At 66.5% G+C, this 18,476-nt stretch carries 18 protein-coding genes and 6 tRNA genes; 8 read left to right on the top strand and 16 right to left on the bottom strand.

Translation table 11 applies throughout. From position 1 onward, the window contains the following. Positions 1–251: 251 nt before the first annotated feature. From ACWF5H_RS07425 to ACWF5H_RS07395, 7 genes are all read right to left on the bottom strand, one after another. Entirely contained in the window at positions 252–1,742 is a 1,491-nt protein-coding gene (locus ACWF5H_RS07425; protein WP_452035884.1) for a M23 family metallopeptidase, read from the bottom strand. A gap of 693 nt (positions 1,743–2,435) precedes the next feature. Next, on the bottom strand, positions 2,436–3,065 hold the full coding sequence (locus ACWF5H_RS07420) for a DUF3000 domain-containing protein (RefSeq protein ID WP_452035883.1): 630 nt from the start codon (positions 3,063–3,065) through the stop codon (positions 2,436–2,438). Positions 3,066–3,149: 84 nt separating this feature from the next. Beyond that, positions 3,150–4,217, bottom strand: a complete 1,068-nt coding sequence (locus ACWF5H_RS07415) for a threonine aldolase family protein (RefSeq protein ID WP_452035881.1) — start codon at positions 4,215–4,217, stop codon at positions 3,150–3,152. 46 nt (positions 4,218–4,263) lie between these two features. Continuing rightward, entirely contained in the window at positions 4,264–5,082 is an 819-nt protein-coding gene (locus ACWF5H_RS07410) for an SDR family NAD(P)-dependent oxidoreductase (protein ID WP_452035880.1), read from the bottom strand. Continuing rightward, positions 5,069–6,448, bottom strand: coding sequence for a DUF6421 family protein (locus ACWF5H_RS07405; RefSeq protein ID WP_452035878.1), 1,380 nt, complete (start codon positions 6,446–6,448; stop codon positions 5,069–5,071). The genes ACWF5H_RS07410 and ACWF5H_RS07405 overlap by 14 nt, the downstream gene beginning before the upstream one ends. Before the next feature lie 233 nt (positions 6,449–6,681). Continuing rightward, on the bottom strand, positions 6,682–7,122 hold the full coding sequence (gene msrB / locus ACWF5H_RS07400) for a peptide-methionine (R)-S-oxide reductase MsrB (protein ID WP_452035876.1): 441 nt from the start codon (positions 7,120–7,122) through the stop codon (positions 6,682–6,684). A gap of 14 nt (positions 7,123–7,136) precedes the next feature. After that, complete coding sequence (locus ACWF5H_RS07395) at positions 7,137–7,640, bottom strand: hypothetical protein (RefSeq protein ID WP_452035874.1); 504 nt, start codon at positions 7,638–7,640, stop codon at positions 7,137–7,139. Between the two features lie 98 nt (positions 7,641–7,738). Between ACWF5H_RS07395 and ACWF5H_RS07390 the strand changes: the two genes are divergently transcribed. Further along, entirely contained in the window at positions 7,739–8,992 is a 1,254-nt protein-coding gene (locus ACWF5H_RS07390) for an alpha/beta hydrolase family protein (RefSeq protein WP_452035872.1), read from the top strand. On the opposite strand, the gene ybaK is transcribed toward ACWF5H_RS07390, so the two are convergent. From ybaK to ACWF5H_RS07375, 3 genes are all read right to left on the bottom strand, one after another. Continuing rightward, positions 8,989–9,480, bottom strand: a complete 492-nt coding sequence (gene ybaK / locus ACWF5H_RS07385; protein WP_452035870.1) for a Cys-tRNA(Pro) deacylase — start codon at positions 9,478–9,480, stop codon at positions 8,989–8,991. The genes ACWF5H_RS07390 and ybaK overlap by 4 nt on opposite strands. 2 nt (positions 9,481–9,482) lie before the next feature. Continuing rightward, complete coding sequence (locus ACWF5H_RS07380) at positions 9,483–9,944, bottom strand: SufE family protein (protein ID WP_452035869.1); 462 nt, start codon at positions 9,942–9,944, stop codon at positions 9,483–9,485. A 71-nt stretch (positions 9,945–10,015) separates the two neighbouring features. After that, positions 10,016–10,921: a sulfurtransferase gene (locus ACWF5H_RS07375; RefSeq protein ID WP_452035868.1), complete on the bottom strand. Its 906-nt coding sequence runs from the start codon at positions 10,919–10,921 to the stop codon at positions 10,016–10,018. Between the two features lie 198 nt (positions 10,922–11,119). Between ACWF5H_RS07375 and zapE the strand changes: the two genes are divergently transcribed. Continuing rightward, positions 11,120–12,157 carry a cell division protein ZapE gene (gene zapE, locus ACWF5H_RS07370; RefSeq protein ID WP_241913029.1) on the top strand — a complete coding sequence of 346 codons (1,038 nt, stop codon included), beginning with the start codon at positions 11,120–11,122 and terminating at the stop codon, positions 12,155–12,157. 79 nt (positions 12,158–12,236) lie between these two features. Here zapE and ACWF5H_RS07365 read toward each other — a convergent pair whose 3' ends face one another. The 6 genes from ACWF5H_RS07365 to ACWF5H_RS07340 all read right to left on the bottom strand — a co-directional run bounded on the left by ACWF5H_RS07365 (position 12,237) and on the right by ACWF5H_RS07340 (position 13,145). Continuing rightward, positions 12,237–12,485, bottom strand: coding sequence for an antitoxin (locus ACWF5H_RS07365; RefSeq protein WP_452035867.1), 249 nt, complete (start codon positions 12,483–12,485; stop codon positions 12,237–12,239). A gap of 115 nt (positions 12,486–12,600) precedes the next feature. Continuing rightward, positions 12,601–12,675: transfer RNA gene (locus ACWF5H_RS07360), tRNA-Val, on the bottom strand. 39 nt (positions 12,676–12,714) lie between these two features. Continuing rightward, a tRNA-Gly gene (locus ACWF5H_RS07355) sits at positions 12,715–12,791 on the bottom strand. A gap of 34 nt (positions 12,792–12,825) precedes the next feature. Continuing rightward, a tRNA-Val gene (locus ACWF5H_RS07350) sits at positions 12,826–12,897 on the bottom strand. Between the two features lie 43 nt (positions 12,898–12,940). After that, a tRNA-Cys gene (locus tag ACWF5H_RS07345) sits at positions 12,941–13,011 on the bottom strand. 60 nt (positions 13,012–13,071) lie between these two features. Next, positions 13,072–13,145, bottom strand: a tRNA-Gly gene (locus tag ACWF5H_RS07340). Positions 13,146–13,470: 325 nt separating this feature from the next. Here ACWF5H_RS07340 and ACWF5H_RS07335 point away from each other — a divergent pair. From ACWF5H_RS07335 to rpe, 6 genes are all read left to right on the top strand, one after another. Continuing rightward, a tRNA-Val gene (locus ACWF5H_RS07335) sits at positions 13,471–13,545 on the top strand. Positions 13,546–13,694: 149 nt separating this feature from the next. Next, the gene (locus ACWF5H_RS07330; RefSeq protein ID WP_452035866.1) at positions 13,695–14,564 is read left to right on the top strand and encodes a cytochrome; all 870 of its coding nucleotides are present in this window, start codon (positions 13,695–13,697) and stop codon (positions 14,562–14,564) included. A gap of 63 nt (positions 14,565–14,627) precedes the next feature. Beyond that, the gene (gene def, locus ACWF5H_RS07325; protein WP_364649940.1) at positions 14,628–15,224 is read left to right on the top strand and encodes a peptide deformylase; all 597 of its coding nucleotides are present in this window, start codon (positions 14,628–14,630) and stop codon (positions 15,222–15,224) included. A gap of 17 nt (positions 15,225–15,241) precedes the next feature. Continuing rightward, entirely contained in the window at positions 15,242–16,171 is a 930-nt protein-coding gene (gene fmt / locus ACWF5H_RS07320; protein WP_452036068.1) for a methionyl-tRNA formyltransferase, read from the top strand. Beyond that, the gene (locus ACWF5H_RS07315) at positions 16,168–17,742 is read left to right on the top strand and encodes an RsmB/NOP family class I SAM-dependent RNA methyltransferase (RefSeq protein ID WP_452035865.1); all 1,575 of its coding nucleotides are present in this window, start codon (positions 16,168–16,170) and stop codon (positions 17,740–17,742) included. Before fmt ends, ACWF5H_RS07315 begins: the two co-directional genes overlap by 4 nt. A 69-nt stretch (positions 17,743–17,811) precedes the next feature. Next, a complete protein-coding gene (gene rpe, locus ACWF5H_RS07310) occupies positions 17,812–18,471 on the top strand; it encodes a ribulose-phosphate 3-epimerase (RefSeq protein WP_452035863.1) in 660 nt (219 codons plus the stop codon). The last annotated feature ends 5 nt before the right edge of the window (positions 18,472–18,476 follow it).

The raw sequence follows: 18,476 nt of genomic DNA, 5'->3' as shown, positions 1-18,476 counted from the left end.
TATTGCTGCGGAGAGATGGCCGAGGGGGTGCTTGTTGATCATCTGGGGTCTGCGGCTTTGACGGCCGGTCCGGGCTACTCCACGAGCTTGCCGGCTATTGAGTCGTCGGCGTCGGCTCGGCTAGGGACCGGAAGGAGTCCGGGGCGGGGGTTAGGGCTTCGAAGCTGACTCCGCCAGCTGCCGACCTGTTATCGGAGCGTTTATATGCAGCAGTGGCTGGTCCCTACGACACGCAGCGCACCTTGAATCACTCATTCAGCGAAGTTGATGATGTTTCCGCTCATGGGCAGTTCGTCGGTGCGTGGTTGCACGGTAGCCAGATGGTCGGCGAAGAACTTTCCGGTGATGTAGTCATCAGCGGCCAGCATCAACTCCGGATTGAGAAAACCTGCATAGGAGAAGCTGTCAAGGACGTAGGGAACGGCGTCGGCCCCAATCAGGCTGGGATCGTTCATGAGCTGAAAATGCAGATGGGCCGCGTTGGAATTCCCTGTGTTGCCCAGCTTGGCGATGACCTGCCCTGCCTTGACTTGGTCACCGGGTTTGACCAGCAGCGACCCTTTCTGCAGGTGGGCATACATGGCCCAGACACCGCCGCCAAGATCCTGCACAATGTGGTTTCCATCAACGGTTTCCACGGTGATCTGCTTGCGCAATTCAGGGTCACTGGCTGGCAGGACACCGGGTGTGTTGGCTTCAAGCGTGTCAAGCGTTGATGAGATGGTGCCATCTGCCACGGCATGGATTTCCTGACCATAGCTAAGGTAGCTTTCGTTCTTTGTTTTGTCTCCGGAGACGAACTCGCCGTCGTCGTTGGTCCGCATCCAGTCGATGGCCAGGCGTTGGCTGTTGGAAAGCTTGCCGTTCAGGGGCGAGAGGGACGGGACGTGGGGGAATCCGACGTCACAGCAACCGTTTTGAGCCACCCAGTTGGTGCCCCTGACCGGCGGGGAAATCACCCGGGCAGTTCCGGCCGAGATGTTCACGGGCGTCACCAGGTAATCGACGTCCGAGGGCTCCATGGTGCCTGGATTGGCGGCCGCCCGCAGGTACACGTGGTGCAGGACCATTTTCGGGGCGTCGGCCAGGCTGTCGAAGGACAGGTGGACCAACAATGCCCGGGATTCCTGCGCCGCGATCTTGGTATCTGGTGCCGGGCTGGAAGGCAGGGTCCGCAGTCTGTTGCAGTCCCCGTAGTCACAGTCCGGATCAACCAATTGCTTTCCCGAGAACGACTGAATAACGGTGGCCCGGCTGGCCTCATCGACGACGTCGATCCGCTCCAGGGTTGCCGGGGCCACGCTGGCGTTCGTCAGCAGCAGGTCGTATACGACGTGAAACTTGCCGTCTGTTCCCTTGAAGGGCATGGTGGCTTCCCCGAGCTGCACAATGGCCACAGCCGTGTAGTCCGGCGGCAGCGCCACGGCAGTTCCTGTCCCGGGCCCACCGCTGACGTCCGTCGTGGCGACAGCGGTCCCGGTCTTTTCGGCTGTTGCGGTCTGGTCAGCAGTGGTAGATCCGGAGGTGCAGCCCGCCAGTAGAAGTGTAACGGCGATAAATGCAATCGTTCGGTGTGTGATTTGCATGGTCCGTTGCTCCTGGCGAACTGGTTGCCTGCGGATTATCCGCACGCGCCTGAACTGATCCACAGCGCTGCCATCCGTCCAATTTTCCACCGGAATCAACCCTTCGGCCAAGTCTACGGCGGGCCCCGGATGAGGGCCATAGGCCCAGATCCCCACTTCCTGCCGCCGCTCCCGTGCAGAGGCGGCGCTCCCATGTTGGCCATGTGGCGCGGAGAGGTCGTAACACCACCCCGGGTGCCAAGACCCTTCCCCGGTAGGTCGGGTGAGCGGTTCCTGCCATGCCTTGCCCAAGATTCCGGGAGAGGATGCCAGAGTCAGAGGGCGGGGCCCCCAGAGAAGAGAAGAGAAGGTACAAAAGGGCCGGCGTGTCCAACGCGGACTCCGGCCGGTACATGAAGGAATGGCGTGCCGAACGCGACAGCGCCGGATCCAAGATCGCCGCCACCCCAACCGCCATCACCCGAACAAGCCTTACGCCTCGCCGGCACCGTCTGAGAAGAAGTCGTCCGCACCGCTACCGCCGAACACGCCGTTGTTCAGAACGCATGGCGGGAGGAAAAAGCGCACATGGACCGCGAAATCAACGAGCTGGCCACCGACCTCGACACGGCAACCACACCCACCAGGAAACCATCAAGGAATTAAAAGCCCAGGTAGAGGAAAGCACCAGGCAGCCCGCGGGAATGCCGCCGCAGCCGCCGAGGCCCGGGAGCAGCTCTCCCTTGCCGCCGGTAGGCACGCCGATGACATTGCGGAGCTTGAGCGTCCCGGTCGTGGCCGGGTGGAAGGAACTGGGGTTCACGCTCCGGTACGGCGGCTACGGGGCTTCATTGGCAATCAGGCGGTTCCCTAATTCCGACGGCGGTTCGGCAGGGCGGTCACTCCGTCCGGCAGCGGCGGCAGGCCGGCGTAGGTGCAGACCATGTCGCTCCAAGCCTCCAGATGGGAACGGATGTCGGCGGAGGCCGGCGTCCAGGAAGCCCGCAGTTCAATGTCGATCGAGTCCTGCCGGCCGCTGAGCGTGCCGTAGCTCTCGGACAGGATCCGGGTGGCGGTCCCACCGGCGTTGCGATACGGGGCGCCGTGGTTCTCCAAGGCCTCCACCAGCCAGTCCCAGGCGACCGAGCCGAGCATGGTGTCATTGCCCATGTCCGCGTCCAGCTCGGCCCGGATATAGGTGACAATCCGGAACGTGCCGTCCCAGACCGGCGAGCCCTCCGGGTCGTACAGCAGGATGAACCGCCCGGTGGCCAGTTCCTGTGCGTCGGCGGCCTGCAAGGGAGTAACCGCGGGTTCGTGCAGCGGTCGGGGACCGGGCTGGGCGATCACCTCGGCGCCGAGGGCCACCGCAAACGGGGCCAACCGGGAGGGAGCCGGGATTTCCTCCAGCTTCAGTTCGTTCCGGCACTGCGCTTGGCGCAGGGCCGACAGTGCCCGCAGGAACTCAGGCGGCACTGCTGAGAGATCAATCGCACTCACAGTGCCAGATTAGGCCTGACGCCGCGTGACGTCAGGCAGGCGCGCCGGAAAAGCCGGGGGAACGGGGGCACAACCGGAACCGGGCTAGGAGAGCTCGCTCCGGATGGCCGCCGCGAAGGCATCGATGTCCGCCTCGGTGGTGTCGAACGAGCACATCCAGCGGACCTCGCCGCGGGATTCATCCCAGTCGTAGAAGCGGAACTTCTGCCGCAACCGGTCGGCCACGCCCGGCGGCAGCGCGGCAAACACCGCGTTGGACTGGGTGGGCTGGGTCAGCGAGAGCCCGGTGGTGCCCTCGACGGCGGCGCGCAGCCGGGCGGCCATGGCGTTGGCGTGGGAGGCCGAGCGCAGCCAGAGGTCGCCGTCGTACAGGGCGATGAGCTGGGCAGAGATGAACCGCATCTTTGAGGCCAGCTGCATGTTCATCTTGCGCAGGTAGGTCAGGCCGTGGGCCGCATCAGGATTCAGCACCACCACGCATTCGCCGTAAAGCAGGCCGTTCTTGGTGCCGCCGAGCGAGAGGATGTCCACCCCGGCGTCGGTGGTAAAGCTGCGCAGGTCGGTGCCCAGCGCGGCGGCCGCGTTGGAAAGCCGCGCCCCGTCCATGTGCAGCTTCATGCCGCGTTCGTGCACATGGTCGGCGATCGCCCGGATTTCCTCGATGCTGTACAGCGTGCCGAGCTCGGTGCTCTGCGTGATGGACACGGCCAGCGGCTGTGCGCGGTGTTCGTCGCCCCAGCCCCAGGCCTCGCGGTCGATCAGCTCGGTGGTGAGCTTGCCATCCTCGGCCGGCACGGACAAAAGCTTGATCCCGCCGACGCGTTCGGGCGCGCCGTTCTCATCCACGTTGATGTGGGCGGTGGCGGCGCAGATAACGGCCCCCCACCGCGGCAGCAGCGACTGGAGCGACAAGACGTTGGCTCCGGTGCCGTTGAACACCGGGAACGCTTGGGCGGCCTCGCCGAAGTGGCCGGCAATCACTTGTTGCAGGCGGGCGGTGTACGCGTCCTCGCCATAGGCGACCTGATGCCCGGTGTTGGCATGGGCCAGTGCCGTCAGGATCTCCGGGTGGACGCCGGAGTAGTTGTCGGAGGCAAAGCCGCGCAGGTCGGTGTCGTGCAGGGAGCCGGAAAGCAAGGGGGAATCAGTCACGTGTTTCAGTATTCCTTAATCAGTGGTTGCCGTCACAGCGGGCGCATCAGGCCAGCCGGATGTGTGCTCCATTGAGTTGGGGCGCGTCCAGGACGAACAGCGCGGCGGCCGCCTGGCCCAGGTCCGCCACGTCGGTGAAGCCGGGGAACGACTTCGCCGGGTCCGCGCGGCGCATCGAATCATCCACCAACGCTTTGACAGCCAGTACGACGGCGGCGGAGCGCTGCGGCGCCGGATCCTCCTTACGCCCGGCTTGGCTCCGGCGGAAGCCATCGGCCACCGAGAGCATCCAGCTCTCCGCGGCCGCCTTGGCTGCGGCGTAATTGGCGCCGGAGGCGGTGGGGGATTCGGTTGCGGTGGCCGAGACAATCGCCACCCGGCCGGTCCCGGACGCTTCCAGCTGTGAGTAAAAGGCACGGGTGGTGTTGCGCAGCGTGGTGATCAGCTGCCGGTGCAGGAAGTCCCAGTCCTCGTCCGACTGGCCGGTCAGGCCTTTGCCGCCGCGCCAGCCGCCGACCAGATGGACCAGGCCGTCGGCGCCGCCGTGCTGAGCGGCAATCGAGCCGGCCAGCCCTTCGACCGCTGAGCGGTCGGCGAGGTCACATTCGAAGGAGGCAACGGCGTCGTTCCTCCCGTAGGCGGCGGCAAGCCGGTCGCTGTTACTGCCCACCGCCAGCACCGTGGCACCCGCGCCGGTCAGGGCGGCGGTGACGGCCTGGCCGGAGGTGCCGGAGGCACCGGCCACCACCACTTTCAGGCCGACAAGCCCGCCGGGGCCGGGCGCGGCGCCCAGCAGTTGGTCGGAGCTGACCGGCGCCTCTCCGGTGCCGGAGCGCGGGCCGCCGGCCATCTCAGGCCGCCTCACCGGTAATTCCTGAGGTGGACTCGATCACCGGCTTCATCTTCCGGGACAGCGCTTCGTAGAACATGGACAGCGGGAACTCGTCGTCCATCACCTGGTCGGTCATTTCGCGCGGCAGCCCGGTCAGCGGCAGCGCGTCAGGACCCTTGGCCCATACCGAGGCAGGATGCGGGGTCAGCGTTTTGGTCAGCATCTCGTATGCAGCCAGCCAGTGGGCCACCTTCGGCCGGTCGATGGAGCGCCAGTAGAGTTCCTCGATCTCGTGGCCCAGGGCCACCACGGCGTCCGCCACGTTGTCCCAGTCGATGGAGAGCTTGCCATCTGTCCAGTGCAGCACCCGGTGCTGGTGGAGCCAGGCGAACAGCAGCTGACCGCCCAGACCGTCGTAGTTGCGCACCCGGTTGCCGGTGATGGCGAAGCGGAAGATCCGGTCAAAGATCACCGCGTACTGCACCAGCTGGGCGTGCTTGCGGACCTCGTCGGAGGCTTTGACGTCGTGGGACAACCGCACGGATTCCCGGAACGCCGTCAGGTCGCAGCGCAGTTCCTCCAGTGAGTACAGGAAGTACGGCATCCGCTGCTTGATCATGAACGGGTCGAAGGGCAGGTCGCCGCGCATATGCGTGCGGTCGTGGATCAGGTCCCACATCACGAAAGTTTCCTGCGTCAGCTGCTGGTCATCCAGCAGCGCCGCGGCCTCGTCCGGCAGCTGCAGCGAGGTGATCTCGGCGGCGGCGCGTACCACGGTGCGGAAACGGGCCGCCTCGCGGTCGGCGAAAATGGCCCCCCAGGTGAAGGCCGGAGTCTCGCGCACTGCAACGGTCTCCGGGAAGAGCACGGCTGAGTTCGTGTCATAGCCGGCGGTGAAGTCCAGGAAGCGGATGGGCACAAACAGCTTGTTCGAGTATGCGCCGGCCTCCAGTTCGCCGATGAAGTCGGGCCAGATGACTTCGATCAGCACTGCCTCGACCAGACGGTCGCTGCTGCCGTTCTGGGTGTACATCGGGAATACCACCAGGTGCTGCAGCCCGTTGACCCGGTGCAGCTGCGGCTGGAACGCCAACAGCGAGTCCAGGAAGTCGGGAACGCCGAACCCGCCGTCGCGCCAAGTGCGGAAGTCGGCGGCCAGCTTGTCCAGATAGTTGGCGTCGTGTTCAAACAGCGGCGCCAGCTGGCCGATGGCTTCGATGATGGCGTCGGTGTGCCGGGCCGCCGCCGGCTTGTTGGCGTCCTCCGGAACGGAGCCGTCGTGGATTTGGAGGCCGCGCAGTTCGGTGGCAGCTGCCTTGAGCCGGAGCCAGGCGGGGTGCTGTGCCGGGTTGCCGTGCAGCGTGCTGCGGGAATTGGAGCGCGTGGGGGTGATGGTCATCGTTGCCTCGCCTTTCCGTCGGCCGGGCAGGTCCCGGCAATCTGCTGAAGTATGTAGCGAGCGTAGCAACGCAACAGCCGATCTTATTTCAAAACGGCCGACAGGTAAGCAACTGTAATGCTCGGTGCCACGGAACGCCGGGAATGACGAAGCCCGGCTCGCGCTGGCCGGGCTTGGTCACGTCCGGGACCACGAGTCGGGTCCGGGCTGCAGGAGGGGCGGGCGGTCAGGTGCTATTCGGCGCCCTTCGGCTCTTCGGTGTCCTTCAGGGTCAGGGAGACCGAATTGATGCAGTAGCGCTGGTCCGTAGGAGTCTCGTAGCCTTCGCCCTCGAACACATGGCCCAGGTGCGAATCGCAGTTGGCGCAGCGGACCTCAATCCGCTCCATGCCCAGCGTCCCGTCCCGCAGATAGCGGACGGTTCCCTCGGCCAGCGGTGCCCAGAAGGACGGCCAGCCGCAATGCGAGTCGAACTTTTCCTTGCTGGTGAACAGTTCCGCTCCGCAGGCGCGGCAGCTGTAGGTGCCTTCGGTGTGGCTGTCCCAGTACTTTCCGGTGTAGGGACGTTCGGTGCCAGCCTCGCGGAGCACATGGTATTCCTCCGGACTCAGTTCGCGCCGCCACTCGTCGTCGCTCTTGGTCACGGGGAACTGGCCGGTTTCAGTGTTGCTCATATTCTCTCCAACGCTCACGAGTCGCCAATGTATCCCGAGCCCGTGTACAGATGGAGTACGGGAATGCCCAGCTTCTCCTGCGCACGGTTGGCCCAGTCGGTGTGGAAGGTATCGGAAATGGCGTGCGGCCGGGTGATGACCACCGCCCGGTCCGCCGGATGCTCGGCGACGTAAGCCACCAAGGCGGACACGCCGTCGTCCTCAACAATGTCCACCGTGGCCTTGAAACCGGCATCCTCCAGCAGCTTCACCGAGAGACGCTTGGCCTCGGCCGCCTCAAGCCGGGCCTCGTCCGGATCCGGCTGGCCCTGGGCCAGTTCACGGAACGCCGTGCCCACCTCCAGCATGCTCAGCCGCTCCAGGAAATCGAGCATCAGGTTCCGTTTGGTGTCCTCGGGAATCAGCACCCGGAAGGTGGATTGCTCGGCGACGGTCTGCTCACCGGCCAGCCAACCCAGGTTCTGCAGGTCGGCCTCGTTCAGCGGTTCCTCGGTCAGCACCACGATGGTTTCCGTCATGGGGCCAGCCTAATCAGCAGCCCACCGGCTCACAACAATCCGGCGCGCCGACGGCCTGCCGGTTAGCGGTCAACGGCGGCACCGGCAAGAATGGAGCCATGGTTGTGTTCGAACGTTCTCCCCGGTCCGGGAACATTTCCGCCGGCAACGGTGATGGCACCGGAACCCTGCCCAGGGCGCGCTGGCTGCTGCTGGGGGCAGTGGCCGGAGCCACCGCGGGATCCGTCCTGGCCGGCGCGACGTCCGGCCTGGCCTCCTACTTTGCCCGCCAGGTGCTGACTCCGGTCCGCGAGCATGTCCAGGACCTGGAGATCCTGGCCGTGGTCGGAACCTGGCCGGAGCAGGAAATCATCCTGCCGGCCACCTTGGACACCACCGCGCCGGGCGTCTACAGCGTCTATTTCGACGGCGGACGCGGCGTGGCGCGGGTGGGGGAGGTGACGTCCTACTCGCCACGGGAAGGCACCGTCCAGCGCACGGTGGAGCAGGTGTACACCGGCGACCTCGCCGCAGCCACGCGCGGCTGGTGGGGCGGTGCCGCCTACCCCGACCCGGCCGCCGTCGGGCTGGCCAACGAGGAAGTGCAGATCGAGGTGGACGGCGGCACGGCACCGGCTTGGCTGGTCCGCGCCGAGTCGGACGCCAGCACGTGGGCCATCATGGTGCACGGCCGCGGCGCCTCCCGGGCGGAGGGCGTGCGCGCAGTGCGTGCCATTCGTGAACTGGGACTGACGTCACTGCTGATTTCCTACCGGAATGACGGCGAGGCCCCGTCCGCGCCGGACCGCCGCTACGGGCTGGGCATGACGGAATGGCGCGACGTGGAGGCGGCGATCCGCTTTGCGCTGGCGAACGGCGCCCAGGATGTGGTCCTGGTGGGCTGGTCGATGGGCGGGGCGATCAGCCTCCAGGCTGCGGACCAGTCGCTCTACCGAAGCCGGATCCGGGCGCTGGTGCTGGATGCCCCGGTGATTGACTGGACCGATGTGCTGGCGCACCAGGCACGGCTGAACCGGATTCCGGATGCGGTGGGGCAGTTCTCGCAGTGGCTGATCTCGAACAAGGCCGGCCGGCTGCTGACCGGGCTGGCTGCTCCGCTGGACCTGAAGATGATGAACTGGGTGGCCCGCGCCGACGAACTGCGCGTGCCGACGCTGATTGTGCACAGCGAGAACGACGACTTTGTGCCGTACGGCCCGTCCGCGGCCCTGGCGGAGAAGAACCCGCTGGTGACCTTCGAGCGTTTCAGCGGGGCCGGGCATACCCGCGAATGGAATGTGGACCCGGAACGCTGGGAGCGCGTCGTCGCGTCCTTCCTGAGCCGCGTGCTCCGCCCTGCAGGCGCGCGCTAGCCGGTCTTGATCGGTGCGACGGCGGCCTGTGTCAGCGCCACCAAGTCATCCGGCGCAATTTCAATGTCCAGGCCGCGGCGTCCGCCGGACACCAGGATGGTGGCGAAGCCCGGCGCGGTGGAATCCAACACCGTGGGGCTGGCCTGTTTCTGCCCGAGCGGTGAGATGCCGCCCAGCACATACCCGGTGCGCCGCTGCGCCACCTGGGGATCGGCCATAGCGGCCCGCTTGCCGCCCAAGGCAGCAGCGAATTTCTTCAGGTCCAGGTTGGAGCTGACCGGCACGATGGCGACCGCCAGCGATCCGTCCAGCGTGGCCATCAGCGTTTTGAACACCCGCGCCGTATCCATGCCCAGCGCCTCGGCGGCCTCCAATCCGAAACTTGCCGCCGAGGGGTCGTGGGTATAGCTGTGCAGCACATGCGGAACCCCCGCCCGCTGCAGCAGCGTGGTGGCGGGGGTTCCGGCGGATGGTCTGTGTTTGGCCACGCTCAGGCCGAGGCTGTACGCAGCTGCCGGGCCTCGGCGATCAGGCGCTTGATCCGGAACAGCATGGCGGACATTCCTCGGATCCGCAGCGGCGTGATCGCCCGGGTCAGGCCCAGATGCTCGGCGATGTCATCCGGTACGGCCATGATCTGCTGGGCCGGAAGCCCATTGAGCCCCTCGTGCAGCACCGAGGCGAAGCCGCGGGTGGTCGGAGCCTCCTGCGGGGCCGAAAAGTAGATCTGCACATCCTGATCCGGGTCGTCGCCCAGTTCCAGCGTGAGGAAAAGCGGCGACTGGCACTCCACCACCTGCTCCAGCAGTTCCGGATGCCCGGCGAACCGTTCTGGCAGTTCCGGCAGTTCGCGGGAGAATTCCAGCAGCAACTGCAGCCGTTCGGCCTCGGTGACCGCCTGGAAATCGTCAATAATCTCGGCCAGCGGTTCGGGGATGGTCTGGGGCGACACGGTCATACTTTGCGCTCTCTTGAAGGTATCGGGTTTGCCAGCGTTAACGCTGAGCGCCGGACGGCTATTCCTTAGCGGGCCGCGGCGGGGAGCTCGCCGGGCTGGTCGCCCCTGACGATCGGCACCCGCACCGCATTGCCCCATTCGGTCCACGAGCCGTCGTAGTTCCTCACCGTGCCGAAGCCCAGCAGGTGCTTGAGCACGAACCAAGTGTGGCTGGAGCGTTCGCCAATCCGGCAGTACGCCACCACATCGTCGGCCGGCTTCAGGCCCGCCTCGTCCATGTAGATGGCCTCAAGCTCATCACGCGTGCGGAACGTGCCATCCTCGGCCGCGGCCCGCGCCCACGGGACGGACGCCGCCGTCGGGATGTGGCCGCCGCGCAGCGCGCCTTCCTCCGGGTAGGCGGGCATCGTGGTGCGCTGGCCGGAGTATTCCTCGGGGGAGCGGACGTCCACCAGCGGCTTGCCGAAATGGTCCAGGACGTCGTGAAGGAAGGCCCGGATCGGTGCGTCGTCACGTTCGATGACGGGGTATTCCACCGGTGCCGGCTGCGGTACCTCGGTGGTGATGTCGCGGCCTTCCGCTATCCACTTGTCCCGGCCGCCGTCCAGCAACCGCACGTCCTCGTGGCCGAAGAGCGTGAAGACCCAGAGTGCGTAGGCTGCCCACCAGTTGCTCTTGTCGCCGTAGAGCACCACGGTGGTATCGCGGCTGATTCCCTTGGAGCCGAGGAGTGCGGCGAAGCCTTCCCCGTCCACGTAGTCGCGGGTGTCCGGATCATTCAGGTCGGTGTGCCAGTCGATTTTCACGGCCGAGGGAATGTGTCCGGTTTCATACAGCAGGATGTCTTCGTCTGACTCCACTACTACCAGCCCGTCCGTGCCCAGATTGTCCGCCAACCACTGCGTCGAGACCAGACGGTCGGGGTTGGCGTAGGCGGCGAACTTCTCGTTCTGCTCAGCGGCAATGGGCATGGCAGGACCTTTCCGTAGCGTGCAGGGGCCGTACAAAACGGCGCGGGACTTCTGTTTAGCCTAACCACCGGAGCCGGCAAAAGCTTCCGGGTCGACACCAACTGCCCCTGATTGGCGCGGGTAGCGTATCGTTTTGCTGGCGGCATTCCCTCCGCCACGTCTCAAAACCCATGTCAGGAAAGCAGCGGTAAGCTTCACGTGCCCAAGATTGAACAGCTTTCACGCCGGACCCCCAAGGTGTCCGTGGACGAACTGCTGGCGGGCCTGCACCCGTCGCCGCGCTTCGGCGAAGTGTCCTTTGCCAGCTACCGTCCGGACCCGGCCCAGCCCTCCCAGGCCGCGGCCGTCAAGGCGCTGCAGCACTTTGCCGCCGCCGTCGACCGGCCCAAGCCGAAGGGCTTGAAGAAGCTGTTTGGCGGTGCCAAGCCGGAGAGCCGCGCCGGCATCTATCTGGATGGCGGCTTCGGCGTCGGCAAGACGCACCTGCTCGCCTCGCTGTGGCACGCGGTGGATGGGCCGAAGGCCTTCGGCACCTTCGTCGAGTACACCAACCTGGTGGGCGCACTGTCCTTCCGCAAAACCGTGGAAGCCCTCAGCAGCTACCGCCTGGTCTGCATCGACGAATTCGAACTGGATGATCCGGGCGACACCGTGCTGATGTCGCGGCTGATGCGGGAGCTGGCCGACGCGGGGGTCAAACTTGCCGCCACGTCCAATACTCTGCCGGGTTCGCTGGGGGACGGTCGCTTTGCCGCCGTCGATTTCCAGCGCGAGATCCAGGTCCTGGCCGACCAGTTCGACGTCATCCGGGTGGACGGCGAGGACTACCGGCACCGCGGGTTGCCGGCCGCTCCGGAACCGCTCAGCAACCATGACCTGAAGCGCCGGCTGCATGACTTCGACGGCAAGGTGGTGGCCGCGGACGAATTTTCCGACCTCGTCAACCATTTGGAGGGCGTGCACCCCAGCCGCTACCGCCAGTTCCTCGACGGCGTGGACGCGGTGGCCTGGCACAACGTGCACACCATCTCCGAACAGGCGGTGGCCTTGCGGTTCGTGGTGCTGGCCGACCGCCTGTATGACAAGGACGTGCCGATCATCGCCAGCGGCGTGCCGTTCGATCAGCTGTTCACGCCGGAAATGATGTCCGGCGGCTACATGAAAAAGTACTTCCGGGCGGTGTCCCGCCTGACCGCGCTGGCCCGTGAGGGGCAGGCCGGCGAAGCCGCTGCGTAGGTTTCTTAGCGCCGCTTAACGGAGAAGGGCGCCGGCCCCGCCTCCCGGCGGTCCGGCGCCCTCCATGGCGTGCTAAGGACTAGTTGGACGAGGTGTTCCCGTCGGACGGCGCCTGGCCACCCGTGCCGCCGAACGAGTCGACAAAACCGGATGCCTTGGCCTGCAGGCCGTCTACCTGCTTGGAATACTTACCGTCGGTCTTGGTGTCGATGTACTCACCGACGTTGCCGACGGCACCCTTGATCGTGTCAGAGTTTTCTCCCACGAGACCGGCTGCCTTGTCCTTGAGTGCTCCTGCCCTGCCCTTGAGCTCGTCAAATAACGACACTGGCACCTCCTTTCCGACGGGGGGCCCTTCGCCCCTGCCATTCCATCGTAGGCACTTCACCGCGGGTGCTCAATAGTTTAAACAACAAAGGCTCCCGTTGAAGGGAGCCGTTCGATGGTGGGCGATACTGGGATCGAACCAGTGACCTCTTCCGTGTCAGGGAAGCGCGCTACCGCTGCGCCAATCGCCCCGGTCTGCCCAAGGCGGGCGGTGGAGGAAATAAGAAAAATGGAGCGGACGACGGGATTCGAACCCGCGACATCCACCTTGGCAAGGTGGTGCTCTAGCCAGCTGAGCTACGTCCGCGCGAAACAGTTCCGGATCACTCCGGCTGTTTCAGTGGGCGATACTGGGATCGAACCAGTGACCTCTTCCGTGTCAGGGAAGCGCGCTACCGCTGCGCCAATCGCCCGTGATCTCTCACGAGATGTGCCTGCTTGCCGTGCCACCGCACGAGGTGGGGACGGGATTCGAACCCGCGTATACGGCTTTGCAGGCCGCTGCCTCGCCTCTCGGCCACCCCACCGCGCCTATGGGCAATTGCCCTAGGACCGACCAGCGACGCTGGCACAAACAGTGACTTGCGAGCGGACGACGGGATTCGAACCCGCGACATCCACCTTGGCAAGGTGGTGCTCTAGCCAGCTGAGCTACGTCCGCAGAAGTTATCCATCACTTAGACCGCGACCAGTTAGTGCAACCGCTCGCGGCGTTGTTGTGATTTCCAACGAGTAAAAACTCTATAGGACGTTTCCCGCTTCGTCCAATCGGGCTCGCCGGCGAGTGAAACGTCAGTGCAACCAGGTCGTCCAATTCACGACGGCGGTGCCCACCGAAGGGGTCATGGCGTCCTAGGTTCACTGCGGAGGGGCCGATGCGGATGCCGCCGTACCGGCCGCCCGCCCGGCGATTTTTGATTCTCCGCACCTGTGGGCTAGCATTTCTACACGTTGCAGGAAGCGTTCGGCGCATCCGCAGCATGCAGGGGCGATTGGCGCAGTGGTAGCGCGCTTCGTTCACACCGAAGAGGTCACTGGTTCGAACCCAGTATCGCCCACCACATCAGCAACATCCCGGCCAGGCAGCAGCCCGGCCGGGATGTTTTGTTTTGGGCATCGCCGGGCACGCTGAAGGTTCGCGCCGCAACAGATCAGCTTTAGCCATGGACTGCGGACCAGAACCGTCAGTGGAACCTGAGAAGATCTCTTTATGACTGCACCACTCCTTGCGCATGCCACCGCCAACGGCCGGATGTACGCGCGCTCCACCTCGGAGCCGCCGTCGGTCCCTTCCATCACCACGGTGATCGCGCAGGAACCGACCACCCTGGACGGCTGGTTTGCCCACATGGCGGCCACCTCCTTGGCCTCCGACGCCAGACTGGCCGAAGCGGCCGGAAATCCGGGGCGGCTGCGGACGCTGGCGAAAGAAGCCACGCTGGCGGCCGACCGCTACCGGGACGCGGCGGCGCTGCGCGGCGACCGGGTGCACGGGTACTGCGAACAGGTGGCGCTGCGGGCGCTGGACAAGGACCATGACGTCGCCGGCGCCCGGGAGGCCCTGAAGGCAAACGGCGAAGAGGCGTTCGCGGACAGGTTCGACGAGTGGTGGCAGCTCTACTCGGTGGAGCCGATAGCGCCGGAGATCACCGTCTGGAATCAGGAAGTGGGGTACGCCGGCACCCTGGACCTAGTGGCCAAGATCGCCGGTCGCACCTGCCTGATCGACTTCAAGACCAAGGGAACGGACCGAAACGGCCAGGTCAAAGCGCTCAATGACAAGGTGGTCATGCAGTTGGTGGCGGGCATGAAGGCCCAGGAGTCCTTGGTGGACGGCGTGGCGGGCAGCTGGGAGCCGTGGGCACACGGCGATGATCCGTTGCTGCTGGGCGTGGCAATCGGCGAGACTGAAGTCCGGCCCATGCGGGCCAACCCCGAGGTGCTCCGCTGGCACTGGTACCGGTTCTGCTCGCTGCGGCGTGCCTGGGAGACGCATCTTCAGGTGTCGGAGGCCGGCCGCGCCCTGCTGCCGATCGCGCCGCCCGCACCGGCCCTGCAGGCGGCCCAGCCGGCCCACTAAACTGGACCGGAACCCAACAACTTTCAGCGCCGCCTACGCGGCAGCAGTGAGGACAAGAACTAGATGGCAATCCTGAGCATCCGGATTATCGGCGACCCCGTCCTGCGGACCAAGGCGGAACCGGTGACCGGATTCGGACCGGAACTGGCCAAGCTGGTGGCGGACATGGACGAAACCATGGAGGACGTCGACGGCGCAGGGCTGGCCGCACCGCAGATTGGCGTCAGCCTGCGGGTTTTCACTTTCCGCGTGGGTGGCCAGCGGGGCCACGTGGTCAACCCGGTGCTAGAGCTCAGCGACGACTTTCAAGAGGACGTGGCCGAAGGCTGCCTGTCCATCCCCGCGCTGGGCTATCCGGTTCGCCGGCGCCGCTGGACGCGGGTGACGGGCCAGGACATGCACGGCAACCCGGTGGAGTACGAGGGCGACGGCATGCTGGCCCGCTGCTTCCAGCACGAGACAGACCACCTGGATGGGATCCTCTACATCGACCACCTCACCGGCGAGAACCGGAAGAACGCGCTGCGTTCCATTCGCAATGCGGGCTATAACGAAGTGGCCGGTGAAACCCAGGCCCAGCGGGCCGCCAACGTCGGTTCCGGCTTCAGCCGCGGGCCGGCACCGGCGCGCACCGGTTCCTTCGGGCAGCCGCTGGCATGACCGGAAGCGGCAGCGGTTTGCGCGTACTGTTCGCCGGCACGCCGGGCGTGGCGGTTCCGTCCCTCGACCGGTTGGTCCAGGACGGGTTCGAGATCGTGTCGGTGCTCACCCGTGAGGATGCGCCGGTGGGCAGGAAACGCATCATGACCCCCTCGCCCGTGGCGGCCCGCGCCGTCGAACTGGGCGTGCCGGTGATCCGGGCCAACCGGATCGACCAGGTCACCATGGACGCCATCCGGGCAGCGGCTCCGGAGGTGGCGGCCATCGTGGCCTACGGCGGGCTCGTCCCGGAAACAGCCCTGGGCATCCCGAAACATGGCTGGATCAACCTGCACTTCTCACTGTTGCCCGCCTGGCGCGGTGCAGCGCCGGTGCAGCACGCCGTCATCCACGGCGACGATGTCACGGGCGCCTCCACGTTCCAGCTGGAAAAAGGGCTGGATACCGGCCCGGTCTACGGCACCCTGACCGAGGCGCTGCGCCCGGAGGACACCAGCGGCGACGTGCTGGAAAGGCTGTCCCGCAGCGGCGCCGTGCTGCTGTCCCAAACCCTCGCTGCCGTCGGCGCAGGCAAAGCCGCGGCCGTGGCGCAGTCCGGCGATGTCAGTCTGGCGCCCAAGCTGTCCTTGGAGGACGGCCACATCGATTGGCATCAGCCGGCGCTGGCCATCCGCCGTCGGATCAACGGTGTGACCCCCGAGCCTGGCGCCTGGACCATGCTGGACGGGCAGCGCTTCAAGCTGGGACCGGTGCGGCCGCGTCCGGAGACCTGGGATGTGCCGCCCGGAGTGCTCAGGTTAACCGGCGGATCATCGGCGTCGGCGCTGGTGGGCACCGGCTCCCATGCGGTTGAGCTGGACAAGGTCCAGCCGGCAGGTAAAAAGATGATGGATGCTGCAGACTGGGCCCGCGGGCTTGGGCAGCGTGAGGATGTGCACTTCGAATGAACGGCCGGAACGAGGGCGGCCGGAACGGCGGCCGCGGCAACAACGACGGGCGCGGCCGGCAAGGCGGCGCAGGCCAGGGGAGCGGACGGCGCGATGCGGCCGGGCGGGAGCGCAACCGTGGCGGTACCCGGCACTACTCGCAGTCGGCTCCGTCGCAGCGGTCGAGGACGGCAGATCCCGCCCGGCTGGCCGCTTTCGAGGTGCTCCGCGCCGTGGAACGGGACGACGCCTATGCGAACCTGGTGCTGCCGGCGAGCATCCGCAAACACCGGCTGGACAAGCGGGACGCCGGTTTCGCCACGGAGTTGGCCTACGGCGCCTTGCGCGGCCTGGGCACCTACGATGCCATTCTCGCCCGCTGCGTCGACCGGCCGCTGGATCAGCTGGACCCCGCGATCCTCGATGCACTGCGCCTGGGTGCCCACCAGCTGCTGGCCATGCGGGTGCCGGCACATGCCGCCCTGGACCAGACCGTCAGCCTGGCCCGCGCGGTGATCGGCGCAGGGCCGGGCTCGCTCATCAACGCCGTGCTGCGCAAGGTGACCGCGCACGACCTCGGCGGCTGGACCGCCGAGCTGACGGCGGGGGAGGCGGACCCGGTCAGGGCCGCGGCTTTGGAACACAGCCACCCGGAATGGATCGTGCGGGCGCTGCGGCAGTCGCTGGCCGCCCATGGCCGCAGCGTGGACGAATTGGAAGACCTGCTGGCCGCGGACAACGCCGCGCCCGTGGTGAACCTGGTGGCACTGCCCGGACTGGGCACGCTGGACGAGGCGGTGGAGGCCGGGGCCGAGCCCGGAGAGCTTGTCGAAGGCTCTGCCCTGTACGCCGGCGGCGACGTCGGCCGGCTGGCCAGCATCCGGGCCGGAACCACCCGCGTCCAGGATGCCGGCTCCCAATTGGTGGCACGTGCGTTGGCCGCAGCAGCCCCGGCAGCGCCGGGCGAGCGGTGGCTTGATCTCTGCGCCGGGCCGGGCGGGAAGGCGGCCTTGCTCGCATCGCTGGCCGCCCAGCAGGGTGCCACGTTGTTGGCCAACGAAGTAGCCGTGCACCGTGCCGAGTTGGTCCGCAAGGCGCTGGCCCCGGTTCCGGCGGACGTCTGGGAGATCCGCACCGGAGACGGCCGCGAGGTCGGTGACCAGTATGCGGGCCAGTTCGATCGGATCATGGTGGACGCGCCCTGCACCGGCCTGGGAGCCCTCCGGCGCCGGCCGGAGTCCCGCTGGCGCCGGAAGCCGTCCGACGTTGCCCAGTTGGGTCCGTTGCAGCGTGAACTGCTCGAAGCCGCCGTCGCGGCCGCCAAACCGGGCGGACTCATCGCCTATGTGACGTGCTCCCCGCACCCGGCGGAGACGACGGCAGTGGTCGCCGACCTGCTGCGCCGCCATCCCGGGCTGGAACTGCTGGACACGTCCGCCGTCCTCGACGGCGTCAGCCTCCCGGGCCATCTGGAAGCGGGACAGCCGGGCGGGGACACGGTCGGCCGGTCCGGCGGCACCACCACGCAGCTCTGGCCGCACCGCCACGGCACCGATGCCATGTTCATGGCCCTGCTGCGCCGAAGCAACTGATCCGCACCGGATCAAGCCGCGCAGGTTCCCCCCACTCCAACAACACCTAGACAGGCAGGGAAGCATCCGATGGCACACTGCTGCATCAACCCCAGCATCCTCTCGGCTGATTTCGTCAACCTCGAAGCCGAACTGCAGCGCATCAGCACCGCCGATGCGGTGCATGTGGATGTGATGGACAACCACTTCGTGCCGAACCTGACCATGGGTCTGCCGGTGGTGCAGCGGATCCAGGAAGTCAGCAGCCTGCCGTTGGACGCGCACCTGATGATTGCCGATCCCGACCGGTGGGCACCGGTCTATGCCGAGGTCGGCATCGAATCGGTGACTTTTCATGTGGAAGCGGCGAAGGCGCCGGTGCGGCTGGCCAGGGAACTGAGGATCCATGGAGCCAAGGCCGGCATGGCGCTCAAGCCGGCCACCGCCGTCGAGCCGTATCTGGATCTGCTGCCCGAGATGGACCTGCTGCTGATCATGACGGTTGAACCAGGCTTCGGCGGCCAGGCGTTTTTGGATGTGACGCTGCCCAAGATCCGCAAGGCGGCGAACGCGGTGGCTGGCTCCGGGCTGCCGGTGGCCATCCAGGTGGACGGCGGTGTCACAGAGGAGACGATTGTGCGCGCAGCCGAGGCCGGTGCCACCGTTTTTGTAGCCGGCTCCGCTGTCTACGGCCAGCCCGATCCCGAGCAGGCCATCGCCTCGCTGCGGGCCGCTGCCAAGGTGCTGTGAGGGCT

The organism is Arthrobacter sp. NPDC055138, from assembly GCF_053607305.1.
This window is presented reverse-complemented; position numbering and strand designations above follow the sequence as displayed.